General features: G+C 71.0%; 18 protein-coding genes. 7 read left to right on the forward strand and 11 right to left on the reverse strand.

Annotated features, from left to right (window positions below):
• Positions 1–222: 222 nt before the first annotated feature.
• A complete protein-coding gene (locus ACFY0P_RS40150; protein WP_388925150.1) occupies positions 223–2,049 on the reverse strand; it encodes a bifunctional metallophosphatase/5'-nucleotidase in 1,827 nt (608 codons plus the stop codon).
• 163 nt (positions 2,050–2,212) lie between these two features.
• Positions 2,213–3,496 (reverse strand): adenylosuccinate synthase, encoded by a 1,284-nt coding sequence (locus ACFY0P_RS40155; protein ID WP_388925152.1) that lies wholly within the window; start codon positions 3,494–3,496, stop codon positions 2,213–2,215.
• Between the two features lie 197 nt (positions 3,497–3,693).
• On the opposite strand from ACFY0P_RS40155, the gene ACFY0P_RS40160 reads away from it, so the two are divergent.
• Entirely contained in the window at positions 3,694–4,527 is an 834-nt protein-coding gene (locus ACFY0P_RS40160; RefSeq protein ID WP_388925155.1) for a diacylglycerol kinase family protein, read from the forward strand.
• Positions 4,528–4,545: 18 nt separating this feature from the next.
• Here the strand turns inward: ACFY0P_RS40160 and eutC are convergent, their stop codons facing one another.
• Complete coding sequence (eutC, locus tag ACFY0P_RS40165) at positions 4,546–5,310, reverse strand: ethanolamine ammonia-lyase subunit EutC (protein ID WP_388925157.1); 765 nt, start codon at positions 5,308–5,310, stop codon at positions 4,546–4,548.
• Positions 5,307–6,689: an ethanolamine ammonia-lyase subunit EutB gene (locus tag ACFY0P_RS40170; RefSeq protein ID WP_388925160.1), complete on the reverse strand. Its 1,383-nt coding sequence runs from the start codon at positions 6,687–6,689 to the stop codon at positions 5,307–5,309. Before ACFY0P_RS40170 ends, eutC begins: the two co-directional genes overlap by 4 nt.
• A 160-nt stretch (positions 6,690–6,849) precedes the next feature.
• Here ACFY0P_RS40170 and ACFY0P_RS40175 point away from each other — a divergent pair, with 160 nt between their 5' ends.
• Positions 6,850–8,373: an APC family permease gene (locus ACFY0P_RS40175; RefSeq protein WP_388925163.1), complete on the forward strand. Its 1,524-nt coding sequence runs from the start codon at positions 6,850–6,852 to the stop codon at positions 8,371–8,373.
• A gap of 216 nt (positions 8,374–8,589) precedes the next feature.
• On the opposite strand, the gene ACFY0P_RS40180 is transcribed toward ACFY0P_RS40175, so the two are convergent.
• Complete coding sequence (locus ACFY0P_RS40180; RefSeq protein ID WP_388925166.1) at positions 8,590–9,090, reverse strand: GbsR/MarR family transcriptional regulator; 501 nt, start codon at positions 9,088–9,090, stop codon at positions 8,590–8,592.
• 73 nt (positions 9,091–9,163) lie between these two features.
• On the opposite strand from ACFY0P_RS40180, the gene ACFY0P_RS40185 reads away from it, so the two are divergent.
• Together ACFY0P_RS40185 and ACFY0P_RS40190 are read left to right on the forward strand one after the other, a co-directional pair.
• Positions 9,164–10,060 carry an ATP-binding cassette domain-containing protein gene (locus ACFY0P_RS40185; RefSeq protein ID WP_388925169.1) on the forward strand — a complete coding sequence of 299 codons (897 nt, stop codon included), beginning with the start codon at positions 9,164–9,166 and terminating at the stop codon, positions 10,058–10,060.
• Positions 10,057–11,634: an ABC transporter permease gene (locus ACFY0P_RS40190; RefSeq protein ID WP_388925172.1), complete on the forward strand. Its 1,578-nt coding sequence runs from the start codon at positions 10,057–10,059 to the stop codon at positions 11,632–11,634. Before ACFY0P_RS40185 ends, ACFY0P_RS40190 begins: the two co-directional genes overlap by 4 nt.
• A gap of 10 nt (positions 11,635–11,644) precedes the next feature.
• Here ACFY0P_RS40190 and ACFY0P_RS40195 read toward each other — a convergent pair whose 3' ends face one another.
• Entirely contained in the window at positions 11,645–12,238 is a 594-nt protein-coding gene (locus ACFY0P_RS40195) for a Uma2 family endonuclease (protein WP_388925175.1), read from the reverse strand.
• A gap of 87 nt (positions 12,239–12,325) precedes the next feature.
• A complete protein-coding gene (locus ACFY0P_RS40200) occupies positions 12,326–13,531 on the reverse strand; it encodes a cytochrome P450 (RefSeq protein ID WP_388925178.1) in 1,206 nt (401 codons plus the stop codon).
• Positions 13,532–13,712: 181 nt separating this feature from the next.
• Here ACFY0P_RS40200 and ACFY0P_RS40205 point away from each other — a divergent pair, with 181 nt between their 5' ends.
• The 3 genes from ACFY0P_RS40205 (at position 13,713) to ACFY0P_RS40215 (ending at position 16,033) form a co-directional block, all read left to right on the forward strand.
• Positions 13,713–14,453 carry a GntR family transcriptional regulator gene (locus tag ACFY0P_RS40205; RefSeq protein ID WP_388925181.1) on the forward strand — a complete coding sequence of 247 codons (741 nt, stop codon included), beginning with the start codon at positions 13,713–13,715 and terminating at the stop codon, positions 14,451–14,453.
• 20 nt (positions 14,454–14,473) lie between these two features.
• Positions 14,474–15,667 carry an MFS transporter gene (locus ACFY0P_RS40210; RefSeq protein ID WP_388925184.1) on the forward strand — a complete coding sequence of 398 codons (1,194 nt, stop codon included), beginning with the start codon at positions 14,474–14,476 and terminating at the stop codon, positions 15,665–15,667.
• Between the two features lie 120 nt (positions 15,668–15,787).
• On the forward strand, positions 15,788–16,033 hold the full coding sequence (locus ACFY0P_RS40215; RefSeq protein ID WP_388925187.1) for a hypothetical protein: 246 nt from the start codon (positions 15,788–15,790) through the stop codon (positions 16,031–16,033).
• A gap of 113 nt (positions 16,034–16,146) precedes the next feature.
• Here ACFY0P_RS40215 and ACFY0P_RS40220 read toward each other — a convergent pair whose 3' ends face one another.
• From ACFY0P_RS40220 to ACFY0P_RS40235, 4 genes are all read right to left on the reverse strand, one after another.
• Complete coding sequence (locus ACFY0P_RS40220; RefSeq protein WP_388925190.1) at positions 16,147–16,821, reverse strand: response regulator; 675 nt, start codon at positions 16,819–16,821, stop codon at positions 16,147–16,149.
• Positions 16,818–18,185: a sensor histidine kinase gene (locus tag ACFY0P_RS40225; protein WP_388925193.1), complete on the reverse strand. Its 1,368-nt coding sequence runs from the start codon at positions 18,183–18,185 to the stop codon at positions 16,818–16,820. Before ACFY0P_RS40225 ends, ACFY0P_RS40220 begins: the two co-directional genes overlap by 4 nt.
• Before the next feature lie 108 nt (positions 18,186–18,293).
• The gene (locus tag ACFY0P_RS40230; protein WP_388925196.1) at positions 18,294–18,980 is read right to left on the reverse strand and encodes a response regulator; all 687 of its coding nucleotides are present in this window, start codon (positions 18,978–18,980) and stop codon (positions 18,294–18,296) included.
• A complete protein-coding gene (locus ACFY0P_RS40235; RefSeq protein WP_388925416.1) occupies positions 18,977–20,380 on the reverse strand; it encodes a sensor histidine kinase in 1,404 nt (467 codons plus the stop codon). The genes ACFY0P_RS40230 and ACFY0P_RS40235 overlap by 4 nt, the downstream gene beginning before the upstream one ends.
• Between the last annotated feature and the right edge of the window lies 1 nt (position 20,381).

The raw sequence follows: 20,381 nt of genomic DNA on the forward strand, positions 1-20,381 counted from the left end.
GTCCGGGGAAGGGTCGGGCCCTGCGCAGGCTCATGACCGGTCCGAGGCCGCACGCCATCGGGGCGGCCTGAGCCCGCCCGGCGGTGCGCTGCGCGTGCGGGCGGCCATGAAATCCACAAAGGAAATCGACAGCTCGCTCTTGGTCGGGAAAAAGAAAAAGTGGTGGCCCCACCCGAGAGGGTGGGGCCACCACACGACGAAGCCGCGAGACGCCGGAAGGTCCTAGAAGACGGGCGTGCCGTCCTGCGTCAGCTTCCAGTTGGTGGCCGCGAACGTCGACGGGTCGATGGTGCCCTTGGCCGTGGCGTAGGCGATCATCAGGTCGCGGACCTGGTTGGTGGAGCTGTAGGCGGTCTCCGCGGCGGCGATGTGCGGGTAGCCGGAGCCGCCGTTGGCGCGGTAGTTGTTGACGGCTACGACGAAGACCTGGTCGTCGGGGATCGCCGCGCCGTTGTAGGTGAGGTTCTTGATGCGCGAGCCCTCGGCCGCCGCGATGTCGATCTCGTACGAGACACCGGACGCCGTGTCGTACATGTAGTCCCAGAAGCTGTTGGCGTTGGTGAGGGTGGCGGTGTCCACCTTCGTACCGCTCGGCACCTGGTGGTAGTACATCGCCGCGTACTCCAGGTAGTCCTTCAGCTGGGCGCCGGTGAGCTTCTTGCCGTACAGCGTGTTCTCGTAGATGTAGAGGCCGGCGATGTCACGGATGGTCACGTTGCCGGCCGGGATGTCGGCGGTGCGGCTGAAGCACGCGGCCACCGAGATCAGCGGGAGCGCGGCGTCCGCCGTGGACAGTCCCGCCTTGACCGCGTCCCTCTGGACCTCGTGGATGAAGTCGATGGCGGGCACGTCCTTCCAGCAGGCCTCCGCCGTCGACATGTCCTGCGTGGAGGTGCCGATCGCCGTGTTGACGTACTTGACGACCAGGTTGTGGTCGGCGGTGAGGAGTTCGGTTATCCGCGGGTCCTCGGCGACCGTGTTGCTGTTCAGGGTGGTGGCGGTCTTCTTGGTGATCTTCCAGGAGTGGTTCACCAGCTCCAGCTCGAAGTCGAAGACGGAGAGGCGGTAGCCGTAGCAGTACGGCTCGGAGAGGAGGACCTCCTCGCCCGTCTCCGCGTTCTTCACCGTGTACGTCGGGACGTCGACGTGGGTGTGGCCGACGAGGATCGCGTCGATGCCGGGGACCTGCTCGGCGACCAGGTTCGACGCGTTCTCCACGTAGGGGAGTTCGTCGCCCCACGACGTCGAGCCGTCCAGGCCCGAGTGGTCGGTGAGGAAGACGACGTCACAGCCGAGGGCGCGCAGCCGCGGCACGTACTTCTTCGCCTGCTCGACCAGGCCCGTGAAGGCCATCTTCCCGGAGACGTTGTCCTTGTCCCACAGGGCGATGCCCGGGTTGGTGAGGCCGAGGATGCCGACCTTGATGTCCGGGCCGTGGGGGACCTTGATGTGCTTGACGGTGTAGGGCCGGAAGGCGGGCTTGAGCGTCTTGGCGTCCAGGGCGTTGGCGCCGAGCAGCGGGAAGTCGCACTGCTTCTCGAAGGTGCGGATGACCTCGATGCCGTAGTTGAACTCGTGGTTGCCGAGGGCGGCCGCGTCGTAGCGCATCTCGTTCATGGCGATCGCCATGGGGTGCTTGGGGCCGCGCTTGCCGTCCTTGCCGGTGATCGGGTCGACGTTCGCGTAGTAGTACGCCAGCGAGGTGCCCTGGATGATGTCGCCCGCGTCGACGAGCAGCACCCGGTGCTCGCCCTTCTCCTTGCGGATGTTCTTCACCAGCGTGGCGATGCGCGCGATGCCGTAGGTGTTGCCCTTGGAGTCCTTCGGGGCGGCGTTGGTGTAGTAGTCCCAGTTGAAGACGTGGCTGTGCAGGTCGGTGGTGCCCAGGATGGAGAAGCTCCAGGTCTTGGGCGCCTTCGGCGGCTTGGGGTGGCCGGCCTCGGCGGCCTGGGCGGTGCCGGTACCGACCGTTCCCGCGACGGCCACGGCGGCGCCGGTGACGGCCGACTTCTGCACGAACTCACGGCGGTTCATGGGATTGACGGGCATTCAGGACTCCTGGAAAGGCACAGAGGACGGGTGTGTCATGCGGGAGGCGGCGGGCTACCCGCGTAGATGCTGACCCTCACCCGTTACCGGCGTAACCACGGTTGACCCAAGGGCCGGTCAAGGATTCCCAAGACCGGCCCAAGAGACGCTGTGAAGTGACGTCCTACAGGAACGAGTTGACCTCGATCGTCTCGTCCCGGCCCGGGCCCACGCCGATCGCGGAGATCGGGGCGCCGGACATGTCCTCCAGCGCCTTCACGTAGTTCTGGGCGTTCTTCGGCAGGTCCGCGAAGGACTTGGCCTTGGTGATGTCCTCGGACCAGCCGGGCAGCGTCTCGTAGACCGGCTTCGCGTGGTGGAAGTCGCTCTGCGAGTACGGGAGTTCCTCGACGCGCTTGCCGTCGATCTCGTAGGCCACGCAGACCGGGATCTGCTCCCAGCCGGTCAGCACGTCGAGCTTGGTGAGGAAGAAGTCGGTCAGGCCGTTCACGCGGGTCGCGTAGCGGGCGATGACGGCGTCGAACCAGCCGCAGCGGCGGTCCCGGCCCGTCGTCACACCCCGCTCGCCACCGATCCGGCGCAGCGCGTCGCCGTCCTCGTCGAACAGCTCCGTCGGGAACGGGCCGGCGCCGACACGGGTCGTGTACGCCTTGAGGATGCCGATGACCCGGCTGATCTTCGTCGGGCCGACACCGGAGCCGGTGCAGGCACCGCCCGCGGTCGGGTTCGAGGACGTGACGAACGGATACGTGCCGTGGTCGATGTCCAGGAGCGTGCCCTGGCCGCCCTCGAAGAGGACGACCTTGTCGTCCTCCAGCGCCTGATTGAGGACGAGGACCGTGTCGGCGACGTACGGAGCGAGCTTCTCCGCGTAGCCCAGCAGCTCCTCGACGACCTGCTCGACGGCGATCGCGCGCCGGTTGTAGAGCTTGGTCAGCATCTGGTTCTTGACGTCGAGGGCCGCCTCGACCTTCTGGGTCAGGATCGACTCGTCGTAGAGGTCCTGGACCCGGATGCCGACCCGGTTGATCTTGTCGGCGTAGGTCGGCCCGATGCCGCGCCCCGTCGTACCGATCTTCCGCTTCCCGAGGAAGCGTTCCGTGACCTTGTCGACGGTCACGTGATACGGCGTGATGATGTGCGCGTTACCGCTGATCAGGAGCTTGGACGTGTCGACGCCACGCTCGTTCAGACCGCTCAGCTCGGAGAGCAGGACCGACGGGTCGACGACGACACCGTTGCCGATGACCGGGACACACGTGGGCGAGAGGATTCCGGAAGGGAGGAGGTGGAGCGCATACTTCTGGTCGCCGACGACGACCGTGTGGCCGGCGTTGTTGCCGCCCTGGTAGCGCACCACATAGTCGACGGAGCCGCCTAGCAGGTCCGTCGCCTTTCCCTTGCCTTCGTCACCCCACTGAGCACCGAGCAGCACAAGTGCGGGCACGCGCGTACACCCCTTCCGGGCGGGGCATGTCCAAGGTCAGGGGCGTACGCGTAAGGTTCGTCGCCGCGTACCACCGCGACCGTCGTTGGCCGCACAACCGTCGGACCGGATGCCCCGGAATAGACGAAGCCCCTGGCGCAATAGCGCAAGGGGCTCTTGCACAGTGATGCTACCCGAGGAAGCGAGGCAGGACCGAGGTGGCGACTTTCGCGACGTCCGATCAGCTGCTGGTGATCATCGATCCGGCGGCACGGGAAACGGACGGTGAATCGGTCCTGATCGCGAAAGACGTGCTCAGCGCGGGTGCGGCCACGAAGGTGTGCATGCCGGACGGGCCCGAGGAATTCGCCCGCGTGCTGGCCCGCAGGGGCTCGCGGCGGCCGGTGGTGGTCGGGGACGACGGCGCCCTGGTCCGTGCGGTGACCTTCCTGCACCGCCGGCGCGAGCTGGCCGACTGCGTGCTGTCCATGGTCCCGGTCGGGGGCGCGCTGGGCGTCGCGCACGCGCTGGGGGTGCCGGCCGGTGCGGTGTCGGCGGCGCGGGCGGTCCTGGACGGGGTGGAGCGCCGGATGGACCTCCTCGTCGACGACAGCGACGGAGTGGTGCTGGGCGCGCTGCGGATCCCGCCGGCGGCCGTGCGGGAGGTACCGGAGCCGGTGCCGGCCCGGGGGTGGCTGCGGCCGTACCAGCACCTCGTACGCTCCCTGGCCGCGCGCCCGGTCCCGGCCGTACCCGGCCCGCCCGCGCGGCTGCGGGTGGAGGTCGACGGCGAGACGGTCGTGGACCTGGACCAGCCGGTCGAGGGGATCTCGGTCATCCCGGGCGGCCACGACGGCCTCGCCGAGGTGGAGGTACGCCCGCTGTCGGTGGGCGCGGAGGCGACCCCGGTACGGGCCGCGGGCCGCACGGTGACGGTGGCGGGCGCGGACTTCCGCTACCGGGCGGACGGCGGCCTGGCCGGCCCGGTACGGCGGCGGACCTGGCGGGTGGTGGAGGGCGGGTGGGGGCTCACGGTGCCGACTTCCTCGTAGCACCTGACGGCATCGTCCTCAGAGCACCCGGCCGATCGCCTCTCCGTGATCGCTTTCGTCCTTGAGGTCCACGCCGGTCCGCCCCAGCTCCCGTGCCCGCCCCATCAGCGCCGCCAGCTTCCCCGCCGCCGTCTCGTAGTCGAGGCCGCGCGGCGGGCGGATGTTGCTCAGGCAGTTGCGGTCGGCGTCCGTCGTCACGCCCGGTACCGGCCGGTGGGTCAGGTACGCGCCCAGCGAGTCCGCCGCCGACATGCCGGGCCGTTCGCCGATGAGGACGACCACCAGGGCCGTACCCATCGCGTGGGCGATGTCGTCGCCGAGGGCCACCCGGGCCTGCTCGGCCAGCACCACCGGGGCGACGCTCCAGTCCGGGAGGCGGGCTGCCGTCGCCCGTACCACCGCCGCCGCGTGCTCGTGCACGGCCCGGCTGGACAGCCCGTCGCCGACGACGAACACCACGTCCCAGTCGCCGGCCGGGAGGTGGGCACGGTCCACGGGGTCGAGGCGGCGGCCCAGGTCGGGGCGCTGGAGATACGTCAGCCGGTCGCCGGCCGCGCTGCGGACCCGCACCGTCGGCATACCCGCCAGCCCCGCCGCGACCGCGTCCGGCTCGAACGGCGAGTGGACCGCGTCCCGGGCCGCCGCGTGCGCCGACTGGAGGCCCAGGCGGTGCCGGGTGGGCAGGGCGGGGCCGGAGCGGCCGAGGCCGATGCGGGCCTGGGTGTGGCGGCGCAGCAGCGGCCAGAGTTCGTCGAGTCCGGTGGTCGTCGTCACCTCGGTCATGCGGCCAGTTCCCTTCCGATCGCCGTCAGCGGGTGACCGCCGACCTCGCGTACGCCGCCGTCCTCGTCCAGGAGCCCGATCGACTCCAGCCAGGCCTCGAACTCCGGGGCCGGGCGCAGGCCCAGTACTTCCCGCAGGTACAACGCGTCGTGGTAGGAGGCCGACTGGTAGTTGAGCATGATGTCGTCGCCGCCCGGCGTGCAGATCACGAAGGACGCGCCCGCGACGGCGAGCATGGTCAGCATGGTGGCGATGTCGTCGTCATCGGCGTCGGCGTGGTTCGTGTAGCAGATGTCCAGGCCCATCGGCAGGCCGAGGAGTTTGCCGCAGAAGTGGTCCTCCAGGGCGGCGCGGAGAATCTGCCGGCCGTCGTAGAGGTACTCGGGGCCGATGAAGCCGACGACGGTGTTCACCAGCAGGGGGCGGTAGCGGCGGGCGACCGCGTAGGCCCGTGCCTCCACCGTCTGCTGGTCCACCCCGTGGTGCGCGTCCGCCGACAGGGCGCTGCCCTGCCCGGTCTCGAAGTACATGACGTTGTCGCCGACGGTGCCACGGCCGAGCGCGAGGGCCGCCTCGTACGCCTCGTCGAGCAGACCCAGCGTCACGCCGAAGGAGGCGTTCGCGGCCTGGGTGCCGGCGATGGACTGGAAGACCAGGTCGACCGGGGCGCCGCGCTCCATCAGGTCCACGCTGGTGGTGACGTGGCAGAGCACGCAGGACTGGGTGGGGATCGAGTAGCGGCCGATCACTCCGTCCAGGAGGTTCAGCAGGTCGCGGACGGCCTTCGGGCTGTCGGTCGCCGGGTTGATGCCGATCACCGCGTCGCCGGAGCCGAGGAGGAGACCATCGAGGAGGGCGGCCGCCACGCCCGCCGGGTCGTCGGTGGGGTGGTTCGGCTGCAACCGCGTCGCGAGCCGCCCCGGCAGGCCGATCGTCGAGCGGAACGCGGTGACCACCCGTACCTTGCGGGCGACGGCGACCAGGTCCGCGTTCCCCATCAGCTTGGACACGGCGGCGGCCATCTCCGGCGTGACCCCCGGCGCCACCGCGGCCAGCGCTCCGGAATCCGCCGCCAGCAGCCACTCCCGGAACTCGCCGACCGTCAGCCCGGCGACGGGTGCGAAGGCCGCCGCGTCGTGCGTGTCCAGGATCAGCCGGGTCACGTCGTCGTCCTCGTACGGGATCACCGGCTCGGTCAGGAAGGTGGCGAGCGGCACCTCCGCCAGCGCCCAGCGCGCCGCGACCCGTTCCCGCGCGCTCGCTGCGGCGAGGCCGGCCAGCCGGTCGCCGGAGCGTTCGGGGCTCGCGGCGGCCAGCAGACGGGCCAGTGAGTCGAAGCGGTGGCGTTCGCCGCCGAGGGTGGCCGTGTACGTGCTCATGGCGGCGACCGTACGAGCCGGGTGTTGCCGACAGATTGCGTCAGATTTCTAAAGGTCTGGTTGACAAACATTTAACGCGCCGAGACCCTCGACGGACTCATTCGGCCTACAGAGTTCCGGTCCAGTACAGCCAGCGAACAGCAGGAGAGGGGCCACCCCGATGGCAGTGGACGAGGGAGTCGCCCCGGCGACGAGGACAGGCGGGAGCGCCGACGGCGAGGGCACGGTCCACCGGCTGAAGCCCAACGCGATCGGTCTGCTCGGGGTGGTCTTCATGGCCGTCGCGACCGCCGCGCCGATCACCGCGATGACCGGCAACGTGCCCTTCATGGTGTCGTCGGGCAACGGCATAGGCGCCCCGGCGAGCTATCTCGTCGCAATGGTCGTCCTGGCAATCTTTTCCGTGGGCTTCACGTCGATGGCGAAGCACATCACCTCGACGGGCGCCTTCTACGGCTTCATCTCCTACGGTCTCGGCCGCACCGCCGGCCTGGCGTCGGGGCTGCTCGCCACCTTCGCGTACGTCGTCTTCGAACCGGCGCTGATCGGCATCTTCTCGGTCTTCGCCAACACGACGCTCAAGGACCAGACCGGACTCGACGTCCCGTGGTGGGCCTTCGCGATCCTGATGCTCGCCATCAACGCGACCGGCACCTGGTTCGGCGTCAGCGTCGCCGAGAAGCTGCTCGTCGTCCTCCTCGGCACCGAGGTGACCGTCCTCGCGGCGATGGCGATCTCGGTGGCCCTGCACGGCGGCGGCCCGCACGGCTTCACCTTCGGGCCGGTCAACCCGGTCAACGCCTTCAAAGGCACCTCGGCAGGCCTCGGCCTCTTCTTCGCCTTCTGGTCCTGGGTCGGCTTCGAGTCGACGGCGATGTACGGCGAGGAGTCACGTGACCCGAAGAAGATCATCCCCAAGGCGACGATGATCTCGGTCCTCGGCGTCGGCGTCTTCTACGTCTTCGTCTCCTGGATGGCCATCACCGGCAACGGCGAGGCGGCGGCCGTGAAGGCCGCCTCGTCCGCGAACCCCCTCGCGCTCTTCTTCAACCCGACCGAGCACTACGTCGGCCACTGGGCGGTCGTCCTCATGCAGTGGCTGATGATCACCGGCTCGCTGGCCTGCGGCATGGCCTTCCACAACTGCGCCGCCCGCTACATGTACGCGCTGGGCCGTGAGGGCGTGCTGCCGAAGCTCCAGAGCACCGTCGGCCGCACCCACGCCCGGCACGGCTCCCCGCACGTCGCGGGCCTGGTCCAGACGGTGATCTCCGCCGTCCTGATCGCCGCGTTCTGGATCGCGGGCAAGGACCCGTACAACGCCCTCTACGTGCTCCTCGCCATCCTCGGCACCATGGCGATCCTGGTCGTGCAGGCCGTGTGCTCGTTCGCGGTGCTCGTCTACTTCCGGAAGAACCACCCCGAGAGCCGGCACTGGTTCAAGACCTTCGCCGCCCCGCTCATCGGCGGTGTCGCGATGCTCGCCGTGGTCGTCCTGCTGGTGTCCAACATGGGCGTGGCGGCCGGCACCGAGTCCGGTTCGCTGCTGCTGAAGGCGACGCCGTGGCTGGTGGCGCTGGTGGCGGCGACGGGCGTCGGCTACGCCCAGTACCTCAAGCACCGGTCGCCGGAGCGGTACGCGCTCCTGGGGCGGACGGTACTTGAGGAGACGAGGGAACGCTGAGCGCCCCGTAAGGGACGCTGGGGGTACCCCCGGCCGTAGGCTGGGGGAGGAACTGCGCGACCAGCCCACCACCGGCCCGCAGGTGAGTGCGTACCTGCGGGAGCGTCGTGGCCGAGCGCGCAGTTCCCCGCGCCCCTATCGGGGCACGCGCCGTACCCCGTGCCGGTGGCGACGTCCGCCCCTTGTTTCGAAGCCGTGCGGGGCACCCCCGCGCCGCTATCGGGGCGCGTCGCCGAACTGCTTCTCCCGGCGCTCCCGCCAGCGCTCCATCATCTTCACGATCTCCTCGTCCACGAACTCGAAGAACGCCAGCGTCTCGGCCATCCGCCGCCCCGCCGGGGTGTCGGGGCCGAGGCTGGCGACCCCCTCCCGCAGCGCCCCCTCCCAGCGCTTGATCACGGCCTCGCGGTTGGTCAGCGCCTCGTACCACTGGTCGCCGTGCACCCGGTAGCGCTCCCGGCGTGAGCCGGGCTCCCGCTCCCGCGCGACCATGTGCGTCATCGTCAGGTAGCGCACCGCCCCGGACACCGCAGCGGGGCTGATCTGCAGCCGCTCGCCCAGCTCGGCGGAGGTCAGCACGCCCTCGTCGGAGGAGAGCAGGGCGGCGAAGACCCGGGCGGGCATGCGCTGCATCCCGGCCTCGACGAGCTGTGCCGCGAAGGACTCGACGAACTTCGACACGGCCTCCGTGTCCCGGCCACCGGCTGTTTCCGTCATGGGCTCACCCTATCCGAGCTTCAGACGCTTCCTTAACTTCACAATTTTCTGAAAGAAGCGTACGTTCTGAACCATGACGAAGGCAATCACGGTCGCCGGGCTCCACAAGTCCTTCGGCCGCACCCGTGCCCTGGACGGCCTGGACCTGGCCGTCCAGGCCGGTGAGGTGCACGGCTTCCTCGGCCCCAACGGGGCCGGGAAGTCGACCACGATCCGGGTCCTGCTCGGACTGCTGCGCGCCGACTCGGGCGCCGCGCAGATCCTGGGCCGCGATCCCTGGGCGGACGCCGTGGAGGTGCACCGCCGGATCGCCTACGTCCCCGGCGACGTGACCCTGTGGCGCAACCTCTCGGGCGGCGAGGTCATCGACCTCTACGGGCGCCTGCGCGGTGGCCTGGACAAGACCCGCCGCGCCGACCTGATCGACCGCTTCGAACTCGACCCGACGAAAAAGGGCCGTACGTACTCCAAGGGCAACCGCCAGAAGGTCGCCCTGGTGGCCGCCTTCGCCTCCGACGTCGACCTGCTGATCCTCGACGAGCCGACCTCCGGCCTGGACCCCCTGATGGAGGAGGTCTTCCAGCGCTGCGTGGAGGAGGAGCGCGACCGCGGCCGTACCGTCCTCCTCTCCTCGCACATCCTGAGCGAGGTCGAGGAACTCTGCGACCGCGTCAGCATCATCCGGGCCGGCCGCACCGTCGAGTCCGGCTCCCTCGCCGACCTGCGCCACCTCACCCGCACCAGCGTGACCGCCGAACTCGCCGGGCCGCCCAACGGGTTGGCGCACCTGCCCGGCGTCCACGACCTCGACGTCCAGGGCCACCGGATCCGCCTCCAGGTGGACACCGACCAGCTCACCGCCGTACTCCGCTCGCTGTCCGAGACCGGTGTCCGGTCCCTCACCTCCACGCCCCCGACCCTGGAGGAACTCTTCCTGCGCCACTACCAGGACGAGGCGGCCGCCCGATGACCCCTCTCTCCGGCCTCGCCGGCACCGGCACCCTGCTGCGGTTCGCACTCCGCCGCGACCGCGTGACGACCCCGGTGTGGATCGCGGTGAACGCGCTGATGGTCCTCTCCATGCCGGACACCCTGAAGAGCCTGTACGGCACGGACGCCGAACGCACCGACCTGGTCCGCCAGTTGCAGACCAACGCCTCCTTCCGCGCCCTGATCGGCCCGCTCCACGACACCTCCCTCGGCGGCCTGACGGCGTGGCGGGTGGGCGTGTACGCCGGGCTCCTCGCGGCCGTGACCAGCCTGCTGATCGTCGTCCGGCACACCCGCGACGAGGAGGAGACCGGCCGCGCGGAACTCGTGGCGTCGGGCGCGGTGGGCCGCCGGGCGTCACTGACCGCGGCCCTGCTGGCGGCGGCGGTGGCGAACGGGGTGCTGGCCCTGCTGATCACGGCCGGTCTGGCGGGCCAGGGCACGGCAGGCGCGCTCTCCTTCGGCCTCGGCCTGGCCGCGACCGGCATGGTCTTCGCGACGACGGCGGCGATCGTCGCCCAGCTCACGGAGAGCGCTCGCCTGGCGAGGGGCCTGACGTCGGCGGTCCTGGGTGCGGCCTTCGTGCTCCGCGCGGCGGGCGACGCGGCGACGGACGACGGCGGCTCGGTGTGGACGTGGCTGTCCCCTCTCGGCTGGCTGGAGAACCTGCGCCCGTTCGCCACCGAACGCTGGTGGGTGCTCCTGCTGTTCGCGGCGGCCGTGCTGCTCCAGGGCGCCGCCGCCTACGCGCTGGCCGGGCGCCGGGACCTCGGCATGAGCTTCTTCCCCGCCCGCCCCGGCCCGGCCACCGGCCGCCTCGGCTCCGCCGCCGCGCTCGCCTGGCGGCTCCAGCGCGGCGGTGTGCTCGGCTGGTCGCTCGGCTTCTTCCTGGCCGGCGTGGTCTACGGCGGCCTGACGGAGGGCGCGGCCCACCTGGTCGGTGACAACGACAACGCGCGCGAGATCTTCGAGCGGATGGGCGGCCAGAGCGGGCTGACGGACGCGTTCCTCGCCTCGATGGTCGGGATGCTGGGCCTGGTCGCCGCGCTGTACGTCGTCGCGTCCGTCCTCCGCCTGAACGGCGAGGAGACCTCGGGCCGTGCCGAACCGCTCCTCGCCTGCCCGGTGAGCCGTCTGCGGTGGGCGGCCGGCCATCTGACGATCGCGTTCGCCGGAGCGGCCCTGATCATGCTCCTCGCCGGGGCGGGTTTCGCGGTCGGCTACGGCAAGGAGGTGGGCCCGATCCTGGGCGCGTGCGTGGTCCAGCTCCCGGCGATATGGGTGATCGGCGGCCTGTCGCTGCTCCTGTACGGCATGGCACCCCGCCTCGCCCCGGCCGCCTGGGGCGTGGCCGTGGCGGTCCTCCTGATCGGCTGGGTGGGCCCGGCCCTGAACGCCCCCCGACTCGTCCTGGACCTCTCCCCCTTCGGCCACCTGCCGAAGCTGCCGGGCGGGGGGATGGAGTGGGGGCCGGTGGTGACCCTCACCGGGCTGGCGGCGGTGCTGGCGGGGGCGGGGCTGGTGGGGCTGAGGCGCCGGGACATGGCCGGCTGAGGGCTGTCTCTCAGCCGACGTACTGCTTGAGCTCCTCGGTGTCGAGTTGGATGCCGACGGGATCGGGGAGAACGACCTTGCCCCCGAGCTTCACCACGTGGATGTCCCGGTATCCGTCCTCCAGATCGGGGTTGCTGTGCACGAGGACCGTGAGGTTGGCGCGGTCGATGAGCAAGTAGACCGGGATACCTGCCTCGGCGTAGGCGCGGGGTTTCTCGACCCGGTCCCGGTTGTGGGTGTCCGAGTCATAGGACGTAACCTCGACGACCATCAACACCCCACGGGTTTCGGCCCAGTCACCCTGCCCTGCGAAGTGACCCACGGGTGCGAGGGCACCATCGGGGCGGGCCCGGCCTCGGCGGTATGCCTCCACTTTCAGACCCTGCGTCGGGTTGAGGTCAAGCTCCGGCCGAGCCTGCATGCACTGGCGGATCAACCACATGATGATCGAGCCGTGGTCGCCGTTCGTCACCTTCTTGACGCCGATCCGTCCGTCGATGAATTCGAGCCTGACGGTGTCGTCCACACGCTCGGCGAATTCCGCGATTCGATCGAACACGTCTACCGACATCTGAGACGAGGTGCGCTCTGCCATAACCGTCATGGTGCCTCCCTTCGCGGGCAGGCACCAGCTTGACCCGTCGCTCACGACCGACCACGGGAATCGGTCAGTGATCAGCCGAACGGGTGATCACTCCACGCCGACACTCAACCCCTCCAGCCCCCGGATCACGAAGTTCGGCTTCCGCTTCGGCTCCGCCGTCAGGGTCAGGGCCGGTGCCCGCTCCAGCAACGCCGTCATGGAGGCCGCCAGTTCGATGCGGGCCAGCGGGGCTCCGATGCAGTAGTGGATGCCGGCGCTGAAGGAGATGTGCGGGTTGTCGCGGCGGGTCAGATCGAGTTCCTCGGGGCGGTGGAACACGTCGGGGTCGTGGTTGGCGGAGCCGAAGAGCATGGCGATCTCCGCGCCCCGGGGGATGGTCGTCCCGTCGATCTCGATGTCGTCCAGCACCCAGCGTTCGAAGAGCTGGAGCGGGGTGTCGTAGCGCATCAGCTCCTCGACCGCGGTGGGGACCAGGGCGTGGTCGGCGCGGAGGGCGGCGAGCTGGGCGGGGTTGCGGAAAAGGGCGTACCAGCCGTTGACCGTGGCGTTGACGGTCGCCTCGTGGCCCGCGTTGAGGAGGAGTACGGCGGTGGAGATCATCTCCTGCTCGGTGAGCCGGTCGCCCTCGTCGTGCGCCTCGATGAGCCCGGAGATCAGGTCGTCGCCCGGCTTCTCGCGCCGCTCGGCGATCAGCTCCCGCAGGTAGTCGGAGAACTCGACCGAGGCCCGCACCGCCTTCGCGGCCGTGTCCTCGGACGGGTTCAGCTCGTACATCCCGCAGATGTCCGCCGACCAGGGGCGCAGCGGGGCGCGGTCCGCCTCCGGGATGCCCAGCATCTCGGCGATGACGGCGACGGGGAGGGGCTCGGCGACGTCGGCGAGGAGGTCGCCGCCGCCCTTGTGCACCAGCCCGTCGACGAGTTCTCCGGCGAGCCGGGCCACGTACGGCTTGAGCCGCTCGACCGTGCGCGGGGTGAACGCCTTCGACACCAGGCGGCGGATGCGGGTGTGGTCCGGTGGTTCGAGGTCGAGCATGCCGTGGTCGTTGAGCGTGTGGAACGGCTCGTGCTCCGGCGGGGGCGCGGTCCGCCCGAAGTCCTCGTGCGTGAACCGGTGCTGGTACGTGCGCCCCAGCCGCCGGTCCCGCAGCAGCGCCGAGACGTCGGCGTGGAGCGGAACCAGCCACTGGTCGGTGGGCTCGAAGTACTGCACCCGGCCCCGGGCGCGGAGCTCGGCGTAGGAGGGGTACGGGTCGGCCAGGAAGTCCGGGTCCCAGGGGTCGAAGGCTGCCATGGACGGACGTTAGACCGCCGGTCCCCCTCCTGACCAGGGGTGTCTCAGCGCTCAGGCGCCGGGCAGGGTCCAGTAGGTGATCGACGGAGCGTGATTCTGCTCCAGCAGCTTTCGGCGGGGGCAGTAGCTTGCCGACTTCGAACCCGGAACCAGTCCGGGACCGGAGAGCGGAGAGTCGCGGATGCCCCGGGAAGCGCCCTACCTGGCCATGGCCGAGGCGCTGCGCGCCCGGATCGTCGCGGGCGACTGGCGGCTCGGCGAACGGCTGCCGTCCAGGGCGCGGCTGGCCGCGGAGTACGGCGTCGGGCGCAACGTCGTGCAGCGGGCGGTGGACCTGCTGATCGCCGACGGGCTCCTGGAAGGGCGGGCGGGCTCGGGGACGTACGTCCGGGTGCCGCGCGAACGGCTGCGGATGGTCCGTTCCCGGCGCCGTGACCACTCGCTCGCCGCCCTGACGGAGCGGGGCCGGGCGGGTGCCTGGGACGCCCACAGCGAGGTCCGGGTCCCTGCCCCCGAGGACATCGCCGGGCGGCTCGCCCTCTCCGCCGGGGACCTCTGTGTGCGCACGTGCTACGAGTTCCTCGCCGACGGCGTGCCCGTCCAGCTCTCCGAGTCCTGGGAGTCGATGGCCCTCACCGGCGGCACCCCGGTAGTCCTGCCGGAGCAGGGGCCGCTCGCGGGCCGGGGGGTGGTCGAGCGCATGCGGTCCATCGGCGTGACCGTCGAGACGGTGGTCGAGCTGCCGCGCCCGGCCCGCGCCACCCAGGCACAGGCGAACCTGCTCGGGATCGCCGCCGGAGATCTGGTGCTCGCGATCGAGCGGACCATCTACGACACCAGCGGGCGGCCCGTGGAGACCGCCGACATCATCATCCCGGACGTACGCCGGGAAGTCGTCTACGAGTTCGAAGTGGACCGCTAGTGTCCCCTCGGAGCGGGCTGTTGCACGACCCGGACTTCCGCCGCCTCCTCACCGCAACCGCACTCGGCCAACTCGGCGACCGCGTCCTCTTCCTGGCACTGCCGCTGGTCGCGATCACGGCCCTGGACGCCTCCGCCTTCCAGGTCGGCCTGCTGACCGCGGCGACCACGGCCGGCTCGCTCCTGGTGGGGCTGCCGGCGGGCGCCTTGATGGACCGGACGCGGAAACGGCCGGTGCTGATCGCCGCCGACCTCGCCCGGGCGCTGGTCCTGGTCACGGTACCGGTGGCCTGGTGGGCGGGCCGCCTCGCGTTCTGGTGGCTCTACACCGTCGCCCTGGTCCATGGCGTGCTGACGGTCTTCTTCGACGTCGCCTACGTCAGCTACCTGCCCCACCTGGTGGGCCGGCCCCACCTCGTCGAGGGCAACGCGCGGCTCTCGGCGGTCCGTTCGGTGACCAGCATCAGCGGACCGACGGTGGCCGGACCTCTGATCGGGGTGGTCGGCGCCCCCGCGACGCTGCTCACGAGCTCGCTGGGGATGGCCCTGTCGGGCCTGCTGGCGATGAGCATCCGCAAGCGGGAACAGCGGCCGGAGCCGGATGAACGCCCGCGCCTGGCCCGGGACATCGCGGAAGGCCTGCGGTTCGCCCTCGGGCATCCCGCCCTGCGCCCGATCATCCTGGGCGACGCGGTGTTCAACCTCTTCCTGCTCATGTACCAGACCATGCTGCTGGTCCACCTGGAGCGGGGGATCGGTCTCTCGTCCTTCGGCGTCGGCCTGATCCTGTCGGGGATGGGATGCGGTGCGCTGCTGGGCGCGCTGCTGGCGGCCGGAACCGCACGGCGGGTCGGACAGCGGACGGTCATCTGGCTGGCCCCGCTGCTGACCTGCCCGCCGACCGCGCTGATGCCACTGGCCCGGCCGGGCTGGAGCGTGTGCGTGGCCGCGGCCGGACTCGCGGCCCTCTCCCTGGGCGGAGTCGTCCGCGTGGTGGCCCAGTCGAGCCTCCTCCAGACCCTCACCCCGGACCGCCTCCTGGGCCGCACGAACGCGACCGCCCGCTTCGTCTCCTGGGGCGGCATCCCGCTGGGCGGCCTCCTGGGCGGCGCCTCGGGCACGCTCTTCGGAGCGACAGCCACGCTGTGGATCGGCGCGACCGGGATGACCCTGAGCGCCCTGCCCCACCTGCTCACCCGTCGGAGGCGGCCTTGAGGTGCTCGATGAGCTCAGCGGCTCACGGATTCGGCCGGGTACGGTGAAGGCCACATCGCGAAACGGAGCCGACGCCATGCCAACCCAACCGGAAGCGCCCGGCCAGCCCCAGCTCCCCCGATGCGCACCATCGGGGAACTCCGTGCCGCGCTCACCATGGGCTACGGCTTTCCCGGCGACGCCGACGACTTCGAGGCCGAGCTGGCGCGCGAGATCAACCATGCCGATCCCGCGGATCTCTCCGGGGTGGTCCGCGTCGTCGAGGAGTTCCGCGGTCGGGTCGTCGCACGCCAGGACCCTGCCTTCGACACAGCCGTTGCCGCGGCCGTAGCCGGAATCCGCAAGACCCGGGACAGCGGCCGGTGAGCGACGACCAGCTGCCGGCCGTCGCCGAGATCACCGGCGAGGCACCCCACAGCTGTACTGCCCGCGATCGAACCGCAACATCGACTGTGCACTTGGCATGTGCGACGGCTTTGCTACCCCGGCGTCACCAGCCGCGCCTCGTACGCGAACACCGCCGCCTGGGTACGGTCCCGCAGGCCCAGTTTCACCAGGATCCGGCTGACGTGGGTCTTCACGGTCGACTCGGCCACCACCAGGCGCTCGGCCATCTCCGCGTTGGACAGGCCCTGGGCGATGAGGACCAGGACCTCGGTCTCGCGGTCGGTGAGGTCGCCGTAGGCGGCATGGGCCGCGGGCATCAGGCGCGGGGGGTCGGAGAGTTTGGAGAACTCGGTGATCAGGCGTTTGGTGACCGAGGGGGCGAGGAGGGCCTCGCCCGAAGCCACCACCCGCACACCTTCGGCCAGTTGGCGGGCCGAGGCGTCCTTGAGGAGGAAGCCGGAGGCTCCCGCGCGCAGGGCCTGGTAGACGTACTCGTCGAGGTCGAATGTGGTCAGGACGAGGACCTTGGCCGCGGTGTCGGCGGCGACGATCTCGCGGGTCGCCTCGATGCCGTTCAGCTCGGGCATGCGGATGTCCATCAGGACCACGTCCGGGGTGAGTTCGGCGACCCTGGCCACCGCCTCGCGGCCGTTGACCGCCTCGCCCACGACCTCGATGTCCGGCATCGCGTTCAGCAGGACCGAGAAGCCCTCGCGCACCATCATCTGGTCGTCGGCGATCAGTACACGGATGGTGCGGTCGGTCATGCGTCACCTTCACGGGTCGGGGCGACGGGGAGGAAGACCGTCACCTCGTAGCCTCCCTCGGACGTCGGGGCCGCCGTCATCTCGCCGTCCAGCATGGAGACCCGCTCCCGCATGCCGGTGATGCCGTGGCCGGCGCCCGGGGACGGTTTGACGAGGGCGGGCTGCGGCGGCGGCCCGTTGACTATGCGCAGGCCCAGGCCTCCGATGACATAGCCGATCTCGACGCAGGCACCCGCTCCCGGCGCATGGCGCAGGGTGTTGCTCAGCGCCTCCTGGACGATCCGGTACGCCGACAGCTCCACGCCCTGCGGGAGTTCACGCACCGCGCCGGTCACGCCCTTGTCGACGGCCAGTCCCGCCTCCCGCACGTTGTCGAGCAGCGCGTCCAGGTCGGCGAGGGTGGGCTGCGGAGCGTCCGGCACCTCGTAGTCCTCGGCGCGGACCACGCCCAGCACCCGGCGCAGTTCGGTGAGCGCCGCCACCGCGTTCTCCCGGATCGTGACGAACGCCTTCTCCAGCTCCGGCGGCGGGTTCTCCACCCGGTAGGGGGCGGCCTCCGCCTGGATGGCGACGACGGACATGTGGTGGGCGACCACGTCGTGCAGTTCGCGGGCGATCGTGGTGCGCTCTTCGAGAAGCGTGCGCCGGGAACGCTCGTGCGCCGTCTGCGTCTGCTGCGCGGTCACCGTCTGCTCGGCCTCCCGGCGGATCTGCCGGACGGTGACGGCCAGCAGGACTATCGCGGAGGCGACCAGCATCGAGCCGACGTCGTTGAGGTAGTGGCCCGCGCCGAGGAGCTGGACGCTCAGGGCACCGTAGAACGCGGTGATCGCCCACATCCAGGCCGCCGTGCGCGGACGGGTGCGGACCGCGACGACCGTGAGCACCACCAGGTGGGAGAGGAAGTTGCCCCGCTGCCACGGCCATTCGTCCCAGGCGCTGGACAGCACGGCGCCGATCCAGGTCACGACGAGGGACAGCCAGAAGGCGGCGACCGGACGCGCCAGGGTGAGCAGCACCGGCGCCAGGACGAGCAGCCCGGACAGCAGGGCTATGGCAGGCCCCTGCGACTGCCGGTCCGCGACGGACACCAGCAGCGCCAGCACGCCGACCGCGGCCACCGCCATGTGAATGGTCCAGGGCGCGTACTTACGCAGCGGGCCGGGCAGCCGGCGGGCCAACGGACGCTCGGTGCTCAGCGGCGGCAACGGCCGGTAGGCGAAGGCGTCCGTGAACAGGTCCTGCCGCAACCTGCCCAGGGCGTCCAGCACCGCCCGGACCTCCGGGCTGCGCGGCTTGTACGGTTCGAACGCGCCGTCCGGCGGCTGCGGCGGCATCGGCTGGGAAGGGGTCGTCTCGGTCACGTACACGACCGTAGGCGGAGGCGGGTCTCGCCGTCGTCACCAGTGAGAAGGGTCCTCCGGCGTCCTTCTCAGGTACTACGGGTACGTCGAGGAGCGGCGGCCGGCCGGTCAGTACCCGGAGGGCCGTACCAGCCCGGACTCGTACGCGAACACCGCCGCCTGGGTGCGGTCCCTGAGGCCCAGCTTCACCAGGATGCGGCTCACGTGCGTCTTCACGGTCTGCTCGGCGACGACCAGCCGTTCGGCGATCTCCGCGTTCGACAGGCCCTGCGCGATCAGGGCGAGGACCTCCGTCTCGCGCTCGGTCAGTTCACCGATCCGCGTCTTCAGCGGGGCGCGTACCCCGCCCCCGTCCAGCCGGGAGAACTGGGCGATCAGCCGCCGGGTGATGCCGGGCGCGAGCAGCGCGTCGCCGGCGGCCACCACCCGCACCGCCTCCGCCAGTTTGTCCGCGGACGCGTCCTTGAGCAGGAACCCGGACGCGCCGGAGCGCAACGCCTCGTACACGTACTCGTCCAGGTCGAAGGTGGTGAGCACCAGCACCTTGATGTGCGGGCGTTCACCGACGATCCGGCGGGTGGCCTCGATGCCGCCCAGTTCGGGCATGCGGATGTCCATGAGGACGACGTCCGGGGTGAGTTCGGCGACCTTGGCCACCGCGTCCAGACCGTCCACCGCCTGGCCGACCACCTCGATGCCGGGCTGGGCGTTCAGCAGCACGGTGAAGCCCTGCCGGACCATCTGCTGGTCGTCGGCGATGACCACCCGGATGGGGCTGCCACTGCTGCTCGTCATGCGCGGTCGTCCTTCGGGTCGAGGGCACGGGTGGTGCCGGTGGTGGGATCCGCGGTGCGGCCGGGTACCAGGCGGAGGCCGGGAGCGGTGGCCGGGAGCTCCGCGAAGATCCGGTAGCCGCCGTTCGCCAGGGGGCCCGCCGTCAGCGACCCGCCGAGCATCGCGGCCCGCTCCCGCATGCCGAGCAGTCCGTGCCCGGCGCCCGGCGACGGCGGCGCGGGCCGGGTCGGCCGGGAGTTCGCGACGGACAGCAGGAGTCCGTAGGGGATGTACTCGATCTCGACATGGGCGGTCGCACCCGGCGCGTGCCGCAGCACGTTGCTCAGCGCCTCCTGCACGATCCGGTACGCCGACAGCTCCACGCCCGACTGCATCGGGCGCCGCTCGCCGTTGATCCGGGTGGTGACGGTCAGACCGGCCGCCCTGGTGTTCTCGACCAGCGTGTCCAGCCGGTCCAGGGTGGGCTGCGGGCTGTGCGGGCCGGTGCCGGAGTCGTCGGGCGCGTCCTGGTCGGGGCTCTCGGAGCGCAGGACGCCGAGCACCCTGCGCAGTTCGGTCAGCGCCTCCAGCGCGTTGTGCCGGATGCCGTCGAGGTTCTCGCGCAGCTCGTCCGACGGGTTCTCCACCAGGTGCGGGGCGACCTGCGCCTGGATGGAGATGACCGACATGTGGTGGGCGACCACGTCGTGCAGCTCGCGCGCGATCCGGCTGCGCTCCTCCAGCAGGGTGCGCCGGGCCCGCTCCTCCTCGGTGAGCGAGGCCTGGCGGCCGAGTTCCGCGCGCGCCTCGCGGCGGCCCCGCAGCGCCGTGCCGAGCGCCACGACGATCACGGACAGGACGACGGTCACCACCGAGGTGGACTGGTGCGGCGGCGCTCCCCAGACGCCGTCGAGGAGCCAGGTGACCACCACGGTCAGGGCGAGTGCCTCGGCGGCCACGCGGGCACGGACCCGTAGCGTGAGCAGCAGCAGGACCAGCAGCTGCGCGATGATCCCGGCCACGGTCCAGGGCCAGGTGAACAGGACCACCGGTGTCGTGCCCAGCCGGCCGTGCAGTGCGATGGCGGCCACCAGCATGGCCCCCGTCGACAGCCACCAGGCCGGGACGGGCCGCCACATCGCGAGGAGCACGGCGCCGCCCGGGGCGAACCCGAGCAGAGAGGCGAGACCGGCGCCCAGATGGCCGTTGTGCTGGAGCTGCGCGATGCCGCCGAGCGTGATGCCGAACGCCGCCAGGCACAGCACACCGTGCGGCAGCCAGCGCAGCCATACGGAGGGGGGCAGCGGGTCGAGGCGGACGGTGCACAGGTCGTCGCGGAGGACCCGCAGCCAGCGCAGCACGCGGCCGCTCCCGATCCACTCCGGCCGCCGGGCCCCCGTCTCCGTCTCCGTCACAGCGATC

The sequence above is a fragment of the Streptomyces sp. NPDC001714 genome, assembly GCF_042892755.1.
GTDB lineage: Bacteria > Actinomycetota > Actinomycetes > Streptomycetales > Streptomycetaceae > Streptomyces.

Excerpts from the sequence above, each read along its gene's own strand:
- ACFY0P_RS40150 (WP_388925150.1), bottom strand. The coding sequence starts at position 2,049 with ATGCCCGTCAATCCCATGAACCGCCGTGAGTTCGTGCAGAAGTCGGCC.
- eutC (WP_388925157.1), bottom strand. The coding sequence starts at position 5,310 with ATGACCGAGGTGACGACGACCACCGGACTCGACGAACTCTGGCCGCTG.
- ACFY0P_RS40170 (WP_388925160.1), bottom strand. The coding sequence starts at position 6,689 with ATGAGCACGTACACGGCCACCCTCGGCGGCGAACGCCACCGCTTCGAC.
- ACFY0P_RS40175 (WP_388925163.1), top strand. The coding sequence starts at position 6,850 with ATGGCAGTGGACGAGGGAGTCGCCCCGGCGACGAGGACAGGCGGGAGC.
- ACFY0P_RS40180 (WP_388925166.1), bottom strand. The coding sequence starts at position 9,090 with ATGACGGAAACAGCCGGTGGCCGGGACACGGAGGCCGTGTCGAAGTTC.
- ACFY0P_RS40185 (WP_388925169.1), top strand. The coding sequence starts at position 9,164 with ATGACGAAGGCAATCACGGTCGCCGGGCTCCACAAGTCCTTCGGCCGC.
- ACFY0P_RS40190 (WP_388925172.1), top strand. The coding sequence starts at position 10,057 with ATGACCCCTCTCTCCGGCCTCGCCGGCACCGGCACCCTGCTGCGGTTC.
- ACFY0P_RS40195 (WP_388925175.1), bottom strand. The coding sequence starts at position 12,238 with ATGACGGTTATGGCAGAGCGCACCTCGTCTCAGATGTCGGTAGACGTG.
- ACFY0P_RS40200 (WP_388925178.1), bottom strand. The coding sequence starts at position 13,531 with ATGGCAGCCTTCGACCCCTGGGACCCGGACTTCCTGGCCGACCCGTAC.
- ACFY0P_RS40205 (WP_388925181.1), top strand. The coding sequence starts at position 13,713 with ATGCCCCGGGAAGCGCCCTACCTGGCCATGGCCGAGGCGCTGCGCGCC.
- ACFY0P_RS40215 (WP_388925187.1), top strand. The coding sequence starts at position 15,788 with ATGCGCACCATCGGGGAACTCCGTGCCGCGCTCACCATGGGCTACGGC.
- ACFY0P_RS40220 (WP_388925190.1), bottom strand. The coding sequence starts at position 16,821 with ATGACCGACCGCACCATCCGTGTACTGATCGCCGACGACCAGATGATG.
- ACFY0P_RS40230 (WP_388925196.1), bottom strand. The coding sequence starts at position 18,980 with ATGACGAGCAGCAGTGGCAGCCCCATCCGGGTGGTCATCGCCGACGAC.